Source organism: Citrobacter sp. NCU1, assembly GCF_010231475.1.
Taxonomy (GTDB): domain Bacteria; phylum Pseudomonadota; class Gammaproteobacteria; order Enterobacterales; family Enterobacteriaceae; genus Citrobacter_D.
The window spans coordinates 51,781-67,747 of sequence record NZ_NRDO01000005.1 but is presented as its reverse complement, the minus strand read 5'-3'; the positions used below and the strand labels follow the sequence as shown (position 1 = coordinate 67,747).

The following is a 15,967-nucleotide window of genomic DNA, read 5'->3' as shown; positions in this document are numbered from 1 at the left end:
CCTTGGCTATCCTGACGAGACACATAAAAAAAGCACTGCAGACGCAGTGCTTTTTTTTCGCGGTAAAAATACCCAGCAGAAAAGTATGACTATGAAAGGTGTTCCAGGCTATAGTCTTGTAAATCAATCAGTTTAATACTAAGCGGCACGATCAGGTAAACCAGGAAATATGTTCACAAGCAGCGCCTCGTCCGGTAGAAAAATCCTGCTCACCTGTGTAGCCACAGGGCTTGTTGTCGCATTGCTCATCAGCAGTCTGCAGTTTTTAATGTCATGGCACAAACGTGAAGCCAAATACGACACCCTGATTTCAGATGTACAACACTACCTGGTGAGTTACTTTTCCGACCTCAAAGCAACCACCGATCAGCTCCAGCCGCTGACGTTAAATACCTGTCAGCAAGTCGCCCCTGAACTGACCTCCCGCGCGGCATTTAGCCTTAACGTGCGCGCTTTTCTGCTCATCAAAGATAAAAAAGCATTCTGTTCCTCCGCCACCGGGACGATGGATATGGCGCTTAAAGAACTGGTGCCGGTCCTCGACACGCGAAAAAAAATCGACATGGCTATACTGCCCGGTACCCCGATGATGCCGGACAAACCCGCAATGGTCATTTGGTATCAGAATCCTTTGTTACCGGAAAGCGGAGTATTCACCTCACTCAATATCAATCTGACGCCTTATCTGTTGTACACCTCCCGACAAGAAGATTTTGACGGAATCGCGCTGATTGTGGGTAATACCGTCCTCTCAACGTTTTCCACCCATCTAATGACATTAAACGAGCTGACGGAAACGCCAATACGTGAGGCTGCGGTGGAAGGCGTCACCCTGAAAATTCGCCTGTATGCGAACACCTGGACTTATACCGACTTGTGGTATGCCCTGATGCTTGGATGTATGGGGGGAATCGTTGCGGGTTTGCTTTGCTACTACATCAATTCTATCCGGACGCGCCCTGGAAAAGAGATTCTCGCGGCGATCAAACGCAATCAGTTTTATGTGGTTTACCAACCCGTCGTAGAGATTAAAACTCTGAAGGTTACCGGTCTGGAAGTCCTCTTACGCTGGCGCCATCCGACAGCCGGTGAAATTCCGCCCGACGTCTTCATCCATTATGCCGAAACGCAACAACTGATTGTGCCGCTGACAAAACACCTGTTCGCGTTAATTGCCCGCGACGCGCCTGCATTGCAAAAAGTCCTCCCCGTCGGTACAAAGTTTGGCATCAATATTGCGCCGGACCATCTGCACAGCGAGAGCTTTAAAGACGATATTCGCCGCCTGGATGCCTCTTTACCGCCGCATCATTTTCAGATAGTCCTGGAAATGACTGAACGCGACATGCTCAAACACCAGGAAGCCACGAAACTGTTTGAATGGCTGCATTGTGCAGGATTCGAAATTGCTATTGATGATTTCGGGACGGGCCATAGCGCGCTGATTTATCTGGAACGCTTCACGCTGGACTACCTAAAAATCGATCGGGGCTTCATTAATGCCATTGGTATGGAAACCGTCACCTCTCCGGTGCTCGACGCCGTACTTACGCTGTCCAAACGCCTGAATATGCTTACCGTTGCAGAAGGCGTTGAAACCCCTGAGCAGGCAAAATGGCTACGTGACCACGGTGTTAATTTCCTCCAGGGATACTGGATAAGCCGACCTTTACCGCTAAGCGATTTCTTACTCTGGCTTGCCGTTTCCCATACGCCCAAATGGTAACGACAACCTGCTGCGTCGAATGGATTCACAATGCGCGCTACGTCACTTATTATTCAGTCATGAGGCTTGCCGGGCAGTGGCAGGTACTGAAAAGAGGAAAGCACGCCTAAATGATGACTCGCATAATCGTGTTGTTTGTCGCCCTGTTGAGTTTCGGTGTTCAGGCTCAGGCCATCAAAGAAAGTTACGCCTTTGCCGTTTTAGGTGAACCCAAATACGCCATCAACTTTGAACACTTTGATTATGTGAATCCTGCCGCCCCGAAAGGCGGCCAAATGACGCTCTCTGCCATTGGCACATTTGATAACTTCAATCGTTATTCCCTGCGGGGAAACCCAGGCGTTCGTACCGACTCTCTCTATGACACACTGTTTACCACCTCTGACGACGAACCCGGAAGCTACTACCCGCTGATTGCCGAAAAAGCACGCTACGCGGACGATTATTCCTGGGTAGAAATCGCCATTAATCCGCGCGCACGTTTTCATGATGGTTCTCCGGTCACTGCCAGCGATGTTGCATTCACCTTCCACAAATTTATGACCGAAGGCGTACCGCAATTCCGCCTGGTTTACAAAGGCACGACCGTTAAAGCCATAGCGCCCCTCACCGTGCGCATTGAGCTCGCAAAACCCGGCAAAGAAGACATGCTCAGTCTGTTTTCGTTACCCGTCATGCCGGAAAAGTTCTGGAAAAATCATAAACTCAGCGACCCGCTGTCCTCCCCTCCGCTCGCCAGCGGTCCCTACCGCATCACCCAGTGGAAAATGGGTCAGTACATTGTCTATTCGCGGGTTAAAGATTACTGGGCGGCCAGTCTGCCGGTAAACCGCGGACGCTGGAATCTCGATACCCTACGCTATGACTACTACCTTGATGACAATGTGGCGTTCGAAGCGTTTAAAGCCGGAGCGTTTGATCTGCGGCTTGAAAACGATGCTAAAAACTGGGCGACCCGTTACACCGGTAAAAATTTCGCCAATCATTACATCGTCAAAGAAGAACAGAAAAATGAATCCGCTCAGGACACGCGCTGGCTGGCATTTAACATTCAGCGCCCGGTGTTTCAGGAAAGGCGGGTACGTGAGGCTATCACCCTCGCCTTTGATTTTGAATGGATGAATAAAGCCCTGTTTTATAATGCCTGGAGCCGCACAAGCAGCTATTTCCAGAATACCGAATATGCCGCCAGCCAGTATCCTGATGCCGATGAGCTAGTCCTGCTTGCCCCGATGAAAAACGATCTTCCGCCGGAAGTCTTCAACCAGATTTACCATCCTCCGGTATCACGTGGAGATGGCTACAATCGTGAAAATCTGCTGAAAGCCGGAGAACTGCTCACTCAGGCAGGTTGGATTCTCAAAGGACAACAGCGAATCAGCAGTACGACGGGTAAACCGCTGACGTTTGAACTGCTGCTTCCGGCAGGAGGAAACAGCCAATGGGTTCTGCCCTTCCAGCATAATTTACAGCGCCTGGGAATTACGATGGAAATCCGCCAGGTGGACAACTCGCAGATAACCAACCGCATGCGCAGCCGCGACTATGACATGATGCCGAGATTGTGGCGCGCCATGCCGTGGCCCAGTTCCGATCTGCAAATCTCCTGGGCCTCTGAGTATATTGATTCAAGCTATAACTCCCCCGGCGTGCAAAGCCCGGTGATTGATAAGCTGATTGCACAAATCATTGCCGCTCAGGGCAATAAAGCCAAACTGGTTCCGCTGGGGCGGGCGCTGGATCGGGTGCTGACATGGAATTACTACATGTTGCCCATGTGGTATATGGCAGAAGACAGGCTGGCCTGGTGGGATAAATTCTCCCATCCGGCCATTCGTCCCATTTACACCATCGGGCTGGACACCTGGTGGTATGACGTCAATAGAGCCGCGAAACTTCCGGCGGCCAGACGACAAGGAGAATAAATGGGCACCTATCTGATTCGCCGCTTGTTGCTGGTGATCCCAACACTCTGGGCCATCATTACTATCAACTTCTTTATCGTGCAGATTGCGCCGGGAGGGCCGGTTGATCAGGCCATTGCCGCGATTGAATTTGGTCAGTCAGGCACGTTGCCCGGCACCGGAGGCGAAGGTTTACGCGCCAGTCACGCGCAGACGGGGGTTGGCAATATCAGCGACAGCCAATACCGGGGCGGTCGCGGACTTGACCCTGAGGTGATTGCCGAAATTACACGGCGTTACGGTTTTGATAAACCGCTTCACGAACGTTACTTCACCATGTTGTGGAACTACATTCGCTTTGATTTTGGCGACAGCCTGTTTCGCAGCGCATCTGTGTTGACACTGATTAAAGACAGTCTGCCCGTTTCCATCACGTTGGGTCTGTGGAGTACGCTCATCATCTATCTGGTGTCGATACCGCTGGGTATCCGTAAAGCAGTTCATAACGGCAGCCGATTTGATGTGTGGAGCAGCGCCTTTATCATCATCGGTTACGCCATCCCCGCATTCCTGTTCGCGATTCTGTTGATTGTTTTCTTTGCCGGCGGCAGCTACTACGACCTCTTTCCGCTGCGGGGTTTGGTCTCCGCCAATTTTGACGCGTTGCCCTGGTATCAGAAAATCACCGATTATCTTTGGCATATCGCGTTACCGGTACTGGCGACAGTGATTGGCGGTTTTGCCGCCCTGACCATGCTCACAAAGAACTCGTTTCTCGATGAGGTTCGCAAACAGTATGTGGTCACGGCGCGCGCCAAAGGTGTCAGCGAAAAAAACATTTTGTGGAAGCACGTTTTTCGTAACGCCATGCTGCTGGTCATTGCCGGATTTCCGGCCACCGTTATCAGCATGTTTTTCACCGGCTCATTGCTGATTGAGGTGATGTTCTCATTAAATGGCCTGGGATTACTGGGCTACGAAGCGACCGTGTCCCGTGACTATCCGGTGATGTTTGGCACGTTATATATTTTCACCTTAATAGGATTACTGCTGAACATCCTCAGCGATATCAGCTATACGCTGGTTGATCCACGTATTGATTTTGAGGGACGCTAATGCCGCGATTAAGCCCTGTAAACCAGGCCCGCTGGGCGCGTTTCCGCCACAATCGTCGGGGCTACTGGTCACTGTGGATTTTTCTTGTGCTCTTCAGCCTGAGCCTGTGCTCTGAGCTGATCGCCAATGATAAGCCTCTGCTGATTCGCTATGACGAGAGCTGGTACTTCCCTCTGGTGAAAAATTACAGTGAAAGCGATTTTGGCGGACCGTTTGCGACCCAGGCGGACTATCAGGACCCCTGGCTGCAACAACAGCTTGAGCAGCGAGGTTGGGTGCTGTGGGCGCCCGTCAGATTCGGCGCCAACAGCATTAACTTTGCGACCAAACAACCCTTCCCGTCGCCACCGTCTACGCAAAACTGGCTGGGAACCGACGCCAACGGCGGCGATGTGTTGGCGCGGATCCTCTATGGCACGCGTATTTCCATCTTGTTCGGGCTGATGCTCACCCTTTGCTCCAGCATCATGGGGGTTCTGGCCGGAGCCTTACAGGGATATTACGGTGGAAAAGTCGATTTGTGGGGACAGCGTTTAATCGAAGTCTGGTCTGGAATGCCCACGCTGTTTTTGATTATTCTCCTCTCAAGCGTTGTACAGCCCAATTTCTGGTGGTTGTTGGCGATAACGGTGATCTTTGGCTGGATGAGCCTTGTCGGGGTGGTGCGCGCAGAGTTTTTGCGCACCCGCAATTTCGATTACATTCGCGCGGCACAGGCGTTAGGTGTCAGCGATCGCAGCATCATTCTGCGTCATATGCTGCCCAACGCGATGGTCGCCACGCTGACCTTTATCCCTTTCATCTTGTGTAGCTCAATTACAACATTGACATCGCTCGATTTTCTGGGGTTTGGTTTACCGCTGGGATCCCCCTCTCTCGGTGAATTACTCCTGCAAGGCAAAAATAACTTACAGGCGCCGTGGCTCGGGATCACTGCATTCTTGTCCGTGGCAGTGCTGCTGTCGCTGCTGATTTTTATTGGCGAAGCCGTGCGCGACGCGTTTGATCCCAACAAGGCGGTATAGCATGACGCAACCTCTGTTAGCGATAGAGCGTTTATCGGTTGGTTTTAGCCAGCAAGGGATCGTGCGCACGGTCGTCAACGATGTCTCCCTAAGTGTTGAGGCAGGCGAAACGCTGGCGCTGGTTGGCGAGTCGGGATCGGGGAAAAGCGTGACAGCGCTTTCTATTTTGCGCCTGCTGCCTTCGCCACCCGCCGTGTACCTTGCTGGCGATATCCGTTTTCATGGCGAGTCGTTGCTGCATGCCAGCGAGCAAACCCTGCGCGGCGTGCGCGGGAATAAAATCGCCATGATTTTCCAGGAACCCATGGTGTCGCTCAATCCGCTGCACTCCCTGGAAAAGCAACTCTATGAGGTGCTCTCTTTACACCGGGGTATGCGTCGGGAAGCGGCCAGAGGCGAAATCCTGAGTTGTCTGGATCGCGTCGGTATTCGTCATGCCGCGCAGCGACTGGGAGATTATCCGCATCAGTTTTCCGGCGGCGAACGTCAGCGCGTGATGATCGCCATGGCGTTGTTAACACGTCCGGAGCTATTGATTGCTGATGAGCCGACCACGGCGCTGGATGTCTCGGTACAGGCACAAATTCTGCAACTGTTACGAGAATTGCAGCGTGAGTTGAATATGGGAATGCTGTTTATTACCCATAATCTGAGCATTGTGAAGAAACTGGCCGACACCATCGCGGTCATGCAAAATGGTCAATGCGTGGAGCAAAACCGCGCGCAGCCGTTGCTCAATGCCCCCATCCATCCGTACACGCAAAAATTGTTAAACAGCGAGCCCTCTGGCGATCCGGTACCTTTATCCACTCCACAGGCACCTCTGCTCGAAGTCAGTCAACTCCGCGTCGCCTTCCCGATCCGTAAAGGCATCTTAAAGCGCATTGTCGATCATAACGAAGTGGTGAAAAACGTCAGTTTCAGTCTGCAACCCGGCGAAACGCTGGGACTGGTCGGTGAATCCGGTTCAGGTAAAAGCACCACCGGCCTGGCGCTTTTACGGCTAATCACCTCGCAAGGCCGTATTATATTTGATGGTCAGCCGCTGCATAACTTAAGCCGTCGCCAACTTTTACCGGTACGTCACCGTATTCAGGTGGTTTTTCAGGATCCGAACTCTTCCCTGAATCCACGGCTAAGCGTTTTGCAAATTATCGAAGAAGGGTTACGCGTCCACCAGCCCGCACTTTCAGCACAACAACGCGAACAGCAGGTAAAATCGGTGATGGCGGAGGTCGGTCTGGATGCCGAGACCCGTCATCGCTACCCCGCTGAGTTTTCCGGCGGCCAACGTCAGCGAATTGCTATTGCCAGGGCGTTAATTTTAAAACCCTCGCTGATCATTCTGGACGAACCCACCTCTTCACTGGATAAAACGGTCCAGGCGCAAATCCTGGCGCTATTGAAGTCGCTGCAGCAAAAGCATCGCCTGGCCTATATTTTTATTAGCCACGACCTGCACGTTGTGCGCGCATTGTGCCATCAGGTTATTGTGCTGCGACAAGGAGAAGTTGTAGAGCAAGGGCAATGCGAGCGGGTATTTACCGCACCGCAGCAAGCGTATACGCGTCAGTTACTCGCGCTAAGTTGATGCTCAAAATGGATTGTTGTTTGAAAAAGGCTCCGCAATGGCAACACCAAAATTTTTCAGACGACAAGTCGCAGCGAACTCATCCTGACGGTTTACGAACAGGCACGGTTCGCCTTCGCATTCCAGTACGGAACAAGGGACTTCGATATCGCTCAGTGCCTGACTGAGTTTATGCATCACCGGCCACGCGCTGTCGCCATCCGGGCTCAGCAATTTAAGCGCCACCAGGCTGTTTTCCATGCTCTGGCCATTCTGCGGAATCGGTTCAACTTTTGAACCTGCAAAACCGGCTGACCAACGATAGTTCTGTGGTAAGCGATGAACGATTGAGAGCTGTAATGTATTCACTTTTATTCCCCGGAAGCACAATAACTTCACAATTTATTTACATCTATCTTAACACATCATTGACAACCCGTCCTTAAACAGATCGAAAACGTCGGTATCCACGATTCATGCGGCTTATACTGCCGATTGTTAAAATATTATTGACCGGTGCGGACAGATTTGCGGGCTATATGTACCCGTTTCTGCGATCTAACTCAACCTTTTTAACTACAATGATGTGACTATTTACATAAATTGATTTTACATAAAATAAACATCTTTGGCTTGAATGAGCGATTTGAGGTTGATGTACATCAACAAAGGGAGCCTTACTGCTCCCATGTTGTGCGTTTTATCACCTTTTTTTCGGGCGACTCGCGTAGAGGTAGAAGAGGATAGAGCCGGTGGCACAAAATGCAATCGACCAGATCATCGGCCAGGCCGAGTTAAATGTCGCGAGCGACAGCAGTGCGCCAACGATGGCGCCGATGCCGAAACGGAAAGTCCCCGCCAGCGAAGAGGCAGTCCCCGCCATGTGAGGGAATTCATCCAGAATGACGGCCATCGCATTGGATGAAACCATCGATACACATCCTACAAACGCCGCAACCCCCACGACCAGCGCCCAGAAACCGATACCAAACAGCGCGCTCAATACCAGCCAGCCCGCCATGACAAACTGGATCCATAACCCCGTACGGAACATGTTTAATGCCCCGACCCGGCGCACAAATCGGCTATTAATGATCGTCATCACAAATAAGAACACGATGTTCAGCGCGAAGTAATAACCAAAATGTTGTGGAGAGACGTGATTCACCTCGATGTAGACAAACGGCCCGGCGCTGAGGAAGGAGAACATCCCTGCGAAACTAAAGCCGCTGGCCAGCATGTAACTCAGCACGCGTTTATGACGAAACAGCGAAGCAAAGTTCCCCATCGTCGTGCGTAGACGAAAAGGCTGACGGCGCTCAACGGGAAGCGTCTCTTTAATCAGTGTGAAGATCATGACTGATGCCAGAATCGCCGCCACCGCCAGGATCCAAAAGATGTAATGCCAGCTCAGCCACACCAGCACCCACCCGCCGACAATTGGTGCCATCAACGGCGCAATCGTCGTAACCAGCATGACAAACGACATCATGCGTGAGAACTCTTCTTTCGGGTAGATGTCGCGCATCAGGGCATTGATCACCACGCTCGCCGCTGCCGCCGCCAGGCCGTGGAAGAAACGCATGATAATCAGTTGATCAATGGTTTGCGCCAGCGCGCAGGCCACTGCTGCTGCTGCAAAGATCAGTGTCCCTCCGAGGATCACCGGCTTACGCCCCAGGCTGTCCGCCATTGGGCCGTAGATCAACTGCCCCACCGCGAATCCCAAAATATAGGTACTGAGCGTCATCTGCGCACTACCCGCTGGCACGCCAAACTGTTCGGAGATCACTGGCAGCGCGGGGAGATACATATCAATCGACAATGGCATCAGCATGGCCAACAGGCCAAGGATAAAGACAATGGCAAATGAAGAGTGCTGCCGATTGGTCACAAAGAGACTCCTGAATTTAGTTAGCTGGGGTTACAAAGCTGGCCCATCAGGTGCAATTGTTGCAGCAAGTTTGAACACGAACAGCGCATAACAGCCAGAGCGTACTTCCAGTACGTAAGGATTGTGAGCACTGTCCAGGTTCAAAATAGCAAATAAAATAGCCTGATGGGTCGTTAGCCTACGCTGGCAATTTCTGCTTCTGTCAGAGGACGGTATTCACCCGGTTCCAGGTCAGCATCCAGGACGATCGCGCCGATACGTTCACGGTGCAGTTCCACAACGCGGTTTCCAACGGCGGCAAACATGCGTTTTACCTGATGATAACGCCCCTCACTGATCGTCAAACGCACCTGCGTTGGCGTGATCACCTCAAGCATCGCAGGTTTAGTGAGATCTTTCTCGTTATGTAGCTGAACACCTTGTGCAAATTGTGCGGCAGTCTCCTCCGCCACCGGTGATTCCAGCGTCACCAGGTAGGTTTTTTCGCAATGGTGACGCGGAGACGTTATCCGATGAGACCACTGTCCGTCATCCGTCATCAGCACCAGCCCGGTGGTGTCAATATCCAGACGCCCAGCCGCATGCAATTTATACGCAACAGGCTCATCAAGAAAATAGAGCACGGTCGGGTGATCCGGATCGTCCGTCGAACACACATACCCCTGGGGTTTATTCAGCATGAAGTAGCGCGGTCCATTTTGCTGAACCAGCGAATTGCCGTCATATTCTACGGCATGTTCTGGCAGCAGTTTAAACGCGGTATTTCTGATGATTTCGCCATCCACGGTAACGCGGTGAGCACGGATTTCGCGCCCGGCAATAGCACGGCTGACGCCGAGTTGCTGAGCGATAAATTTATCGAGTCGCATGAGAGTGATTTTGCCTGTAATAATACGGAAATCGAGCGTTTCGCCCGAAAATTGAAGCCGTTATCCGCTCAGTATAACGGGCTCTATACTTCGCTCAAGGGAAATGATTCATGGCATACTAAACGCGGGATTCATTATCGCAGCGAGACCATGATTTTTACACTTCGTCCTTACCAGAAAGAAGCCGTGGATGCCACGCTCAACCATTTTCGCCACCATCGTTCCCCAGCGGTCATTGTCTTACCAACCGGCGCAGGAAAAAGCCTGGTGATCGCCGAACTGGCGCGCGTAGCGCGTGGGCGAGTGCTGGTACTGGCGCATGTAAAGGAACTGGTCGCGCAGAACCATGCAAAATATTGTGCGCTGGGTCTGGATGCCGATATCTTCGCCGCTGGATTAAAACGTAAAGAAAGCCACGGCAAAGTCGTCTTTGGCAGCGTACAGTCGGTCGCCCGCAATCTGGAACATTTTCAGGGTGAATTTTCCCTGTTGATCGTTGATGAATGCCATCGTATTGGCGATGACGAAGAGAGCCAGTATCAGCAAATCCTCACTCACCTGAGTCAGGTTAATCCTCATCTTCGTTTGCTCGGTTTAACCGCCACGCCATTTCGCCTGGGCAAAGGCTGGATTTACCGTTTCCATTATCACGGTATGGTACGCGGCAACGAAAACGCGATTTTTCGCGACTGTATTTACGAACTGCCGCTACGCTACATGATCAAGCACGGCTATCTGACGCCGCCGGAGCGCCTGGACATGCCGGTCGTCCAGTATGATTTTAGTCGTTTGCAGCCACAGAGTAATGGCCTCTTTAGCGAAGCCGACCTCAATCACGAGCTGAAAAAACAGCAGCGAATTACGCCGCATATCATCAGTCAGATAGTTGAGTTTGCCCAGACACGTAAAGGGGTGATGATTTTCGCTGCCACCGTTGAACATGCAAAAGAAATTGTTGGTTTGCTGCCCCGCGATGACGCGGCCCTGATCATTGGCGATACGCCGGGTGCTGAACGCGACACGCTGATTGAAGACTTCAAAGCACAGCGCTTTCGGTTTCTGGTCAACGTTGCGGTGTTGACGACCGGTTTTGACGCCCCGCATGTCGATCTCATCGCTATTTTACGCCCCACGGAGTCCGTCAGCCTTTACCAGCAAATCGTAGGACGCGGCCTGCGCCTGTCACCAGGGAAAACCGACTGCCTGATCCTCGATTATGCCGGTAACCCTCATGACTTATACGCGCCGGAAGTTGGCGCGCCGAAAGGGAAAAGCGACAACGTGCCCGTTCAGGTCTTCTGCCCTGCCTGTGGCTTTGCCAACACATTCTGGGGAAAAACCACCGCCGACGGCACGCTGATTGAGCACTTTGGCCGTCGCTGCCAGGGATGGTTTGAAGACGATGAGGGTCATCGTGAACAGTGCGATTTTCGCTTCCGCTTTAAAAACTGCCCGCAATGTAACGCGGAAAACGACATTGCGGCACGTCGCTGTCGCGAGTGCGATACCGTACTTGTCGACCCGGACGATATGCTGAAAGCGGCGCTAAAACTCAAAGACGCGCTGGTTCTCCGCTGCAGCGGCATGGCGATGCAACACGGTCAGGATGAAAAAGGCGAGTGGCTGAAAATCACCTATTACGATGAGGACGGCGCCGACGTCAGCGAACGATTTCGCCTGCAGACACCCGCTCAGCGCACCGCGTTTGAGCAGTTGTTTATTCGCCCCCACACCCGCACGCCTGGCGTTCCGTTACGCTGGATAACCGCCGCAGATATTCTCGTGCAACAGCCGCTGTTACGGCATCCCGATTTTGTTGTTGCACGCATGAAAGGCCAGTACTGGCAGGTACGTGAAAAAGTCTTCGATTATGAAGGCCGCTTCCGCCGGGCACATGAATTACGCGGATAATCGTACTTTTGATTGATGTGACGGGCATTTGAGTATAGAATTCCGCCCGCTTTTGCATACGCAAAGCAGATCACTTACCTGTTGCTGGGTCGCCTGTAGCAGGAATTATTTAAGAGAGATTTAAATGTTTACTATCAATGCTGAAGTACGTAAAGAGCAGGGTAAGGGTGCGAGCCGCCGCCTGCGTGCCGCTAACAAGTTCCCGGCAATCATCTACGGTGGCGCAGAAGCCCCGATTGCTATCGAACTGGATCACGACTCTGTGATGAACATGCAAGCTAAAGCTGAATTTTACAGCGAAGTTCTGACCATCGTTGTTGACGGTAAAGAAGTTAAAGTAAAAGCTCAGGCTGTACAGCGTCACGCTTACAAGCCGAAGCTGTCTCACATCGACTTCGTTCGCGCGTAATCGCCAATAAGTTGAAGAAAAACCCCGCTCCGGCGGGGTTTTTTTATGGCTCCTGGTCGGATAAGACTCGCTAGCATTACCATCCGACTGTGCGTTATTGCCTGATGACGCTACGCGTATCAGGCCTGTGACGGTATTCTCCAGCTTGTTAATTTCCGCCTGACGTCCGGCGTTGTAGCTGATCGCGCAGATTCGGCGGCGTGCCTTTGATGGTTAAGGTGTCGGTCGCTGGATCCCAGAAAATACGCTCACCTAACAGCATGGCGTCAAAGTTAATGGTTAACCCACCGCCGCTACCGGCGTATTTGGTCAACTGGCGTAATGTACTGCGATCGGCCGGGAAACTCTCTTCCAGCTCATAGCCTTTATCCGCCGTAAACTCACTGAAGCTGACCTCACTCACGCCAGAAAGCTCTTTTGACAGCGACTCGAGTTCAATCTCTTCACCCGCCTGAAGCTGTTCATTACAGTAGCTGTACACTTGCTGACGCACATTTTGGCGTTCTGCTTTCCCCAGTTGTGCTTCTGCCGTGAAGTCATCCACCGCCTGCAGCAGACCCCGGTTCTGCGCTTTCGCGTTAAGCCCTTCGCTCGCGCCGAGGAAATCCATAAAGAAATCAGCAACCTTACGCCCTACCCGACCTTTCAGGAAGGTCAGATATCGCGTGGATTCCGGATTGGTCTCCCACTCGGTTAAATCAATACGTGCAACAATATCTGCATGATTGATGTCCAGGTAGTGCGTCGGGTTAATGTCCAGATTCTCATTCACACGCATACTGCTTAAGTTGTTCAGCACCGCGACCAGCAGATATTCTACAGCCAGATAACGGTAGTGGCAGAACAGAACAATACCGCCGTCAGCAAACGGATACTTCGCCAGTTCATCACGTAAACGACCGGTTGCCGCACGGCTAAAAGCAAGAAAATCTTCCTCGCCCTGACGCTGTAACCGCAGCGTTTGCGCCAGTTCGCTCTCTTCGCTGAACAGGCCATACGCTTTGTTTTTCGCGCTATAAACCCGATGTAGTTCAGCCACCATCTCGACAACAGTGGTTGTCGGTTCCAGTAATGAATCGCGCAGGACCAGCTCAAGGTTTTGCTCATCACGCTTGATAAGCTGGTGCAGGGCAATCTGGTTGATATCCAGACTCATGATAAACTCTCCTTTAAGACCGGGCGGTATTCAACCACCAGCTGGTCAGTGACGCAATAGAAGATAAAAAAGCAGAAAAAAAACTGTTGCTACGGTAATATGTTGCCCTTTCATGAACAAACTGATTTCGATTTATGCCACAACACTCCCGCTACAGTGACGAACACGTTGAACAATTACTGAGTGAACTGCTCAACGTACTGGAAAAACATAAGGCGCCGACCGATCTTTCCCTGATGGTATTGGGAAACATGGTGACGAACCTGATAAACACCAGCATCGCTCCGGCCCAGCGCCAGGCGATTGCAGATTCTTTTGCCCGTGCCCTGAAGTCCTCGGTTAACGAAGACAAAGCGCACTAAGAACCGGTTCCGGGGAAAATAACGACAGTTTATGGTAACTCATCGTCAGCGCTACCGTGAAAAAGTCTCTCAGATGGTTAGTTGGGGGCACTGGTTTGCTCTGTTCAACATTCTGTTGGCCATGGTGCTTGGCAGTCGTTATCTTTTTGTCGCAGACTGGCCGACAACGCTTGCGGGTCGTATCTACTCCTACCTGAGCATTGTCGGGCATTTCAGTTTTCTGGTGTTTGCCACCTATCTGCTGATTCTGTTTCCCCTGACGTTTATTGTCATGTCCCAGCGGCTGATGCGCTTCTTATCAGCCATACTGGCGACAGCGGGCATGACGCTGCTGTTGATCGACAGCGAAGTCTTCACCCGCTTCCACCTGCATCTTAATCCCATTGTCTGGGAGCTGGTCATTAACCCAGACCAAAACGAGATGGCGCGTGACTGGCAGCTGATGTTTATCAGCGTGCCCATTATTTTGCTCATAGAAATGCTGTTTGCGACCTGGAGCTGGCAGAAGCTACGCAGCCTGACGCGACGTCGCCATTTTGCCAGACCGCTTGCCGCCTTCCTTTTTGTCTCGTTTATTGCTTCGCACATGGTGTACATCTGGGCTGATGCTAACTTTTATCGCCCGATCACCATGCAACGCGCAAACCTACCGCTCTCTTATCCGATGACTGCACGCCGCTTTCTTGAGAAACACGGTTTGCTGGATGCGCAAGAATATCAGCGACGTTTGGTGGAACAAGGGAATCCGGAAGCGGTATCCGTACAGTATCCATTGAGCGATCTGCAATACCGTGACATGGGAACAGGGCAAAACGTTCTGTTGATTACCGTGGATGGTCTGAACTATTCCCGTTATGAAAAACAGATGCCCGCGCTTGCCCGTTTTGCGGAACAGAGTATTTCGTTCACCCGTCATATGAGCTCGGGCAACACCTCGGACAACGGTATTTTTGGTCTGTTCTATGGCGTCTCCCCCAGCTATATGGACGGCATTTTGTCGACCAGAACGCCAGCAGCCTTGATTTCAGCACTGAATCAGCAAGGCTATCAGTTAGGCTTATTCTCGTCTGACGGATTCACCAGCCCGCTCTATCGCCAGGCGCTACTGTCAGACTTCTCGATGCCGACGATTCAGACTCAGTCTGATGCGCAAACGGCGAGTCAGTGGATTAACTGGCTGAGCCGCTACGCCCAGGAAGATAATCGCTGGTTCTCGTGGGTCTCCTTCAACGGCACTAACATTGACGACAGCAACCAGAAGAATTTTGCAAAACGGTATGCCCGCGCCGCGGAAGACGTCGATGCGCAAATTAACCGTGTGCTTACCGCGCTACAAGACGCCGGTAAACTGAACAACACGGTTGTGATCATTACTGCGGGTCGAGGTGTGCCGCTGACTCAGGAAGAGAACAATTTTGACTGGTCCCGCGGACATCTGCAGGTGCCGTTGATCATCCATTGGCCAGGAACACCAGCGCAGCGTATTAACAGCCTGACTGACCATACCGACCTGATGACGACATTGATGCAACGGTTACTGCATGTGAGCACGCCGGCTAACGAGTACTCTCAGGGGCAGGATCTTTTCAATGCGAAGCGCCGCCATTACTGGGTGACGGCAGCCGACGGCAGCACAATGGCGGTGACCACTCCGGAAATGACGCTGGTGCTGAATAATAACGGCAACTATCAGACGTATGATCTGCATGGTGAGAAGATAAAAGACCAGAAGCCGCAACTGAGTCTGCTGTTGCAGGTGCTGACGGATGAGAAACGGTTCATTGCTAACTGATTAATTATAAATCAGTTAGCAAGACATCCCCTTGCATTCGTGGTGGAAAACGGTAGTATTAGCACCCACGAGTCGGCACGTAGCGCAGCCTGGTAGCGCACTGTCATGGGGTGTCAGGGGTCGGAGGTTCAAATCCTCTCGTGCCGACCAAAATTCCCCAGGAAAACCAGCCTTTTATGGCTGGTTTTTTTATGCATGTAATTTTTTCCTATGACACCATTATGAAAGCTCAA

At 51.8% G+C, this 15,967-nt stretch carries 13 protein-coding genes, 1 tRNA gene and 1 pseudogene; 11 read left to right on the top strand and 4 right to left on the bottom strand.

All coding sequences use genetic code 11. From position 1 onward, the window contains the following. Positions 1–169: 169 nt before the first annotated feature. The 5 genes from CJP72_RS01930 to yejF all read left to right on the top strand — a co-directional run bounded on the left by CJP72_RS01930 (position 170) and on the right by yejF (position 7,362). On the top strand, positions 170–1,726 hold the full coding sequence (locus CJP72_RS01930; protein WP_162379221.1) for a cyclic di-GMP phosphodiesterase: 1,557 nt from the start codon (positions 170–172) through the stop codon (positions 1,724–1,726). 110 nt (positions 1,727–1,836) lie between these two features. Further along, positions 1,837–3,651 (top strand): extracellular solute-binding protein, encoded by a 1,815-nt coding sequence (locus CJP72_RS01925; RefSeq protein WP_162379220.1) that lies wholly within the window; start codon positions 1,837–1,839, stop codon positions 3,649–3,651. Then, complete coding sequence (locus tag CJP72_RS01920; protein ID WP_162379219.1) at positions 3,652–4,746, top strand: microcin C ABC transporter permease YejB; 1,095 nt, start codon at positions 3,652–3,654, stop codon at positions 4,744–4,746. Further along, positions 4,746–5,771 (top strand): ABC transporter permease, encoded by a 1,026-nt coding sequence (locus tag CJP72_RS01915; protein ID WP_162379218.1) that lies wholly within the window; start codon positions 4,746–4,748, stop codon positions 5,769–5,771. The genes CJP72_RS01920 and CJP72_RS01915 overlap by 1 nt, the downstream gene beginning before the upstream one ends. A gap of 1 nt (position 5,772) precedes the next feature. After that, the gene (gene yejF / locus CJP72_RS01910) at positions 5,773–7,362 is read left to right on the top strand and encodes a microcin C ABC transporter ATP-binding protein YejF (RefSeq protein ID WP_162379217.1); all 1,590 of its coding nucleotides are present in this window, start codon (positions 5,773–5,775) and stop codon (positions 7,360–7,362) included. Positions 7,363–7,365: 3 nt separating this feature from the next. Here yejF and CJP72_RS01905 read toward each other — a convergent pair whose 3' ends face one another. From CJP72_RS01905 to rsuA, 3 genes are all read right to left on the bottom strand, one after another. Next, entirely contained in the window at positions 7,366–7,710 is a 345-nt protein-coding gene (locus tag CJP72_RS01905) for a YejG family protein (RefSeq protein WP_162379216.1), read from the bottom strand. Between the two features lie 334 nt (positions 7,711–8,044). Next, positions 8,045–9,235, bottom strand: a complete 1,191-nt coding sequence (locus CJP72_RS01900; RefSeq protein ID WP_162379215.1) for a Bcr/CflA family multidrug efflux MFS transporter — start codon at positions 9,233–9,235, stop codon at positions 8,045–8,047. Between the two features lie 173 nt (positions 9,236–9,408). Beyond that, positions 9,409–10,104: a 16S rRNA pseudouridine(516) synthase RsuA gene (gene rsuA / locus CJP72_RS01895; protein ID WP_162379214.1), complete on the bottom strand. Its 696-nt coding sequence runs from the start codon at positions 10,102–10,104 to the stop codon at positions 9,409–9,411. A gap of 150 nt (positions 10,105–10,254) precedes the next feature. Here rsuA and CJP72_RS01890 point away from each other — a divergent pair, with 150 nt between their 5' ends. Beyond that, entirely contained in the window at positions 10,255–12,015 is a 1,761-nt protein-coding gene (locus CJP72_RS01890; RefSeq protein WP_162379213.1) for a DEAD/DEAH box helicase, read from the top strand. 124 nt (positions 12,016–12,139) lie between these two features. After that, positions 12,140–12,424, top strand: coding sequence for a 50S ribosomal protein L25 (rplY, locus tag CJP72_RS01885; protein WP_162379212.1), 285 nt, complete (start codon positions 12,140–12,142; stop codon positions 12,422–12,424). A gap of 148 nt (positions 12,425–12,572) precedes the next feature. Here the strand turns inward: rplY and yejK are convergent, their stop codons facing one another. Further along, entirely contained in the window at positions 12,573–13,580 is a 1,008-nt protein-coding gene (gene yejK, locus CJP72_RS01880) for a nucleoid-associated protein YejK (protein WP_162379211.1), read from the bottom strand. Positions 13,581–13,714: 134 nt separating this feature from the next. Here yejK and CJP72_RS01875 point away from each other — a divergent pair, with 134 nt between their 5' ends. The 4 genes and pseudogenes from CJP72_RS01875 to CJP72_RS26250 all read left to right on the top strand — a co-directional run. Further along, positions 13,715–13,942, top strand: coding sequence for a YejL family protein (locus tag CJP72_RS01875; RefSeq protein ID WP_162379210.1), 228 nt, complete (start codon positions 13,715–13,717; stop codon positions 13,940–13,942). A gap of 31 nt (positions 13,943–13,973) precedes the next feature. Beyond that, positions 13,974–15,734 (top strand): LPS biosynthesis-modulating metalloenzyme YejM, encoded by a 1,761-nt coding sequence (gene yejM / locus CJP72_RS01870; protein WP_162379209.1) that lies wholly within the window; start codon positions 13,974–13,976, stop codon positions 15,732–15,734. 73 nt (positions 15,735–15,807) lie between these two features. Beyond that, positions 15,808–15,884 (top strand) — tRNA-Pro (locus tag CJP72_RS01865). Continuing rightward, positions 15,840–15,926: pseudogene (locus tag CJP72_RS26250) on the top strand (hypothetical protein); the annotation flags it as partial. The gene CJP72_RS01865 and the pseudogene CJP72_RS26250, both read left to right, overlap by 45 nt. Between the last annotated feature and the right edge of the window lie 41 nt (positions 15,927–15,967).

What these genes read in the sequence shown, in the direction of transcription:
- CJP72_RS01930 (WP_162379221.1), top strand. Translation starts at nt 170, where the DNA reads ATGTTCACAAGCAGCGCCTCGTCCGGTAGAAAAATCCTGCTCACCTGT.
- CJP72_RS01925 (WP_162379220.1), top strand. Translation starts at nt 1,837, where the DNA reads ATGATGACTCGCATAATCGTGTTGTTTGTCGCCCTGTTGAGTTTCGGT.
- CJP72_RS01920 (WP_162379219.1), top strand. Translation starts at nt 3,652, where the DNA reads ATGGGCACCTATCTGATTCGCCGCTTGTTGCTGGTGATCCCAACACTC.
- CJP72_RS01915 (WP_162379218.1), top strand. Translation starts at nt 4,746, where the DNA reads ATGCCGCGATTAAGCCCTGTAAACCAGGCCCGCTGGGCGCGTTTCCGC.
- yejF (WP_162379217.1), top strand. Translation starts at nt 5,773, where the DNA reads ATGACGCAACCTCTGTTAGCGATAGAGCGTTTATCGGTTGGTTTTAGC.
- rsuA (WP_162379214.1), bottom strand. Translation starts at nt 10,104, where the DNA reads ATGCGACTCGATAAATTTATCGCTCAGCAACTCGGCGTCAGCCGTGCT.
- CJP72_RS01890 (WP_162379213.1), top strand. Translation starts at nt 10,255, where the DNA reads ATGATTTTTACACTTCGTCCTTACCAGAAAGAAGCCGTGGATGCCACG.
- rplY (WP_162379212.1), top strand. Translation starts at nt 12,140, where the DNA reads ATGTTTACTATCAATGCTGAAGTACGTAAAGAGCAGGGTAAGGGTGCG.
- yejK (WP_162379211.1), bottom strand. Translation starts at nt 13,580, where the DNA reads ATGAGTCTGGATATCAACCAGATTGCCCTGCACCAGCTTATCAAGCGT.
- CJP72_RS01875 (WP_162379210.1), top strand. Translation starts at nt 13,715, where the DNA reads ATGCCACAACACTCCCGCTACAGTGACGAACACGTTGAACAATTACTG.
- yejM (WP_162379209.1), top strand. Translation starts at nt 13,974, where the DNA reads ATGGTAACTCATCGTCAGCGCTACCGTGAAAAAGTCTCTCAGATGGTT.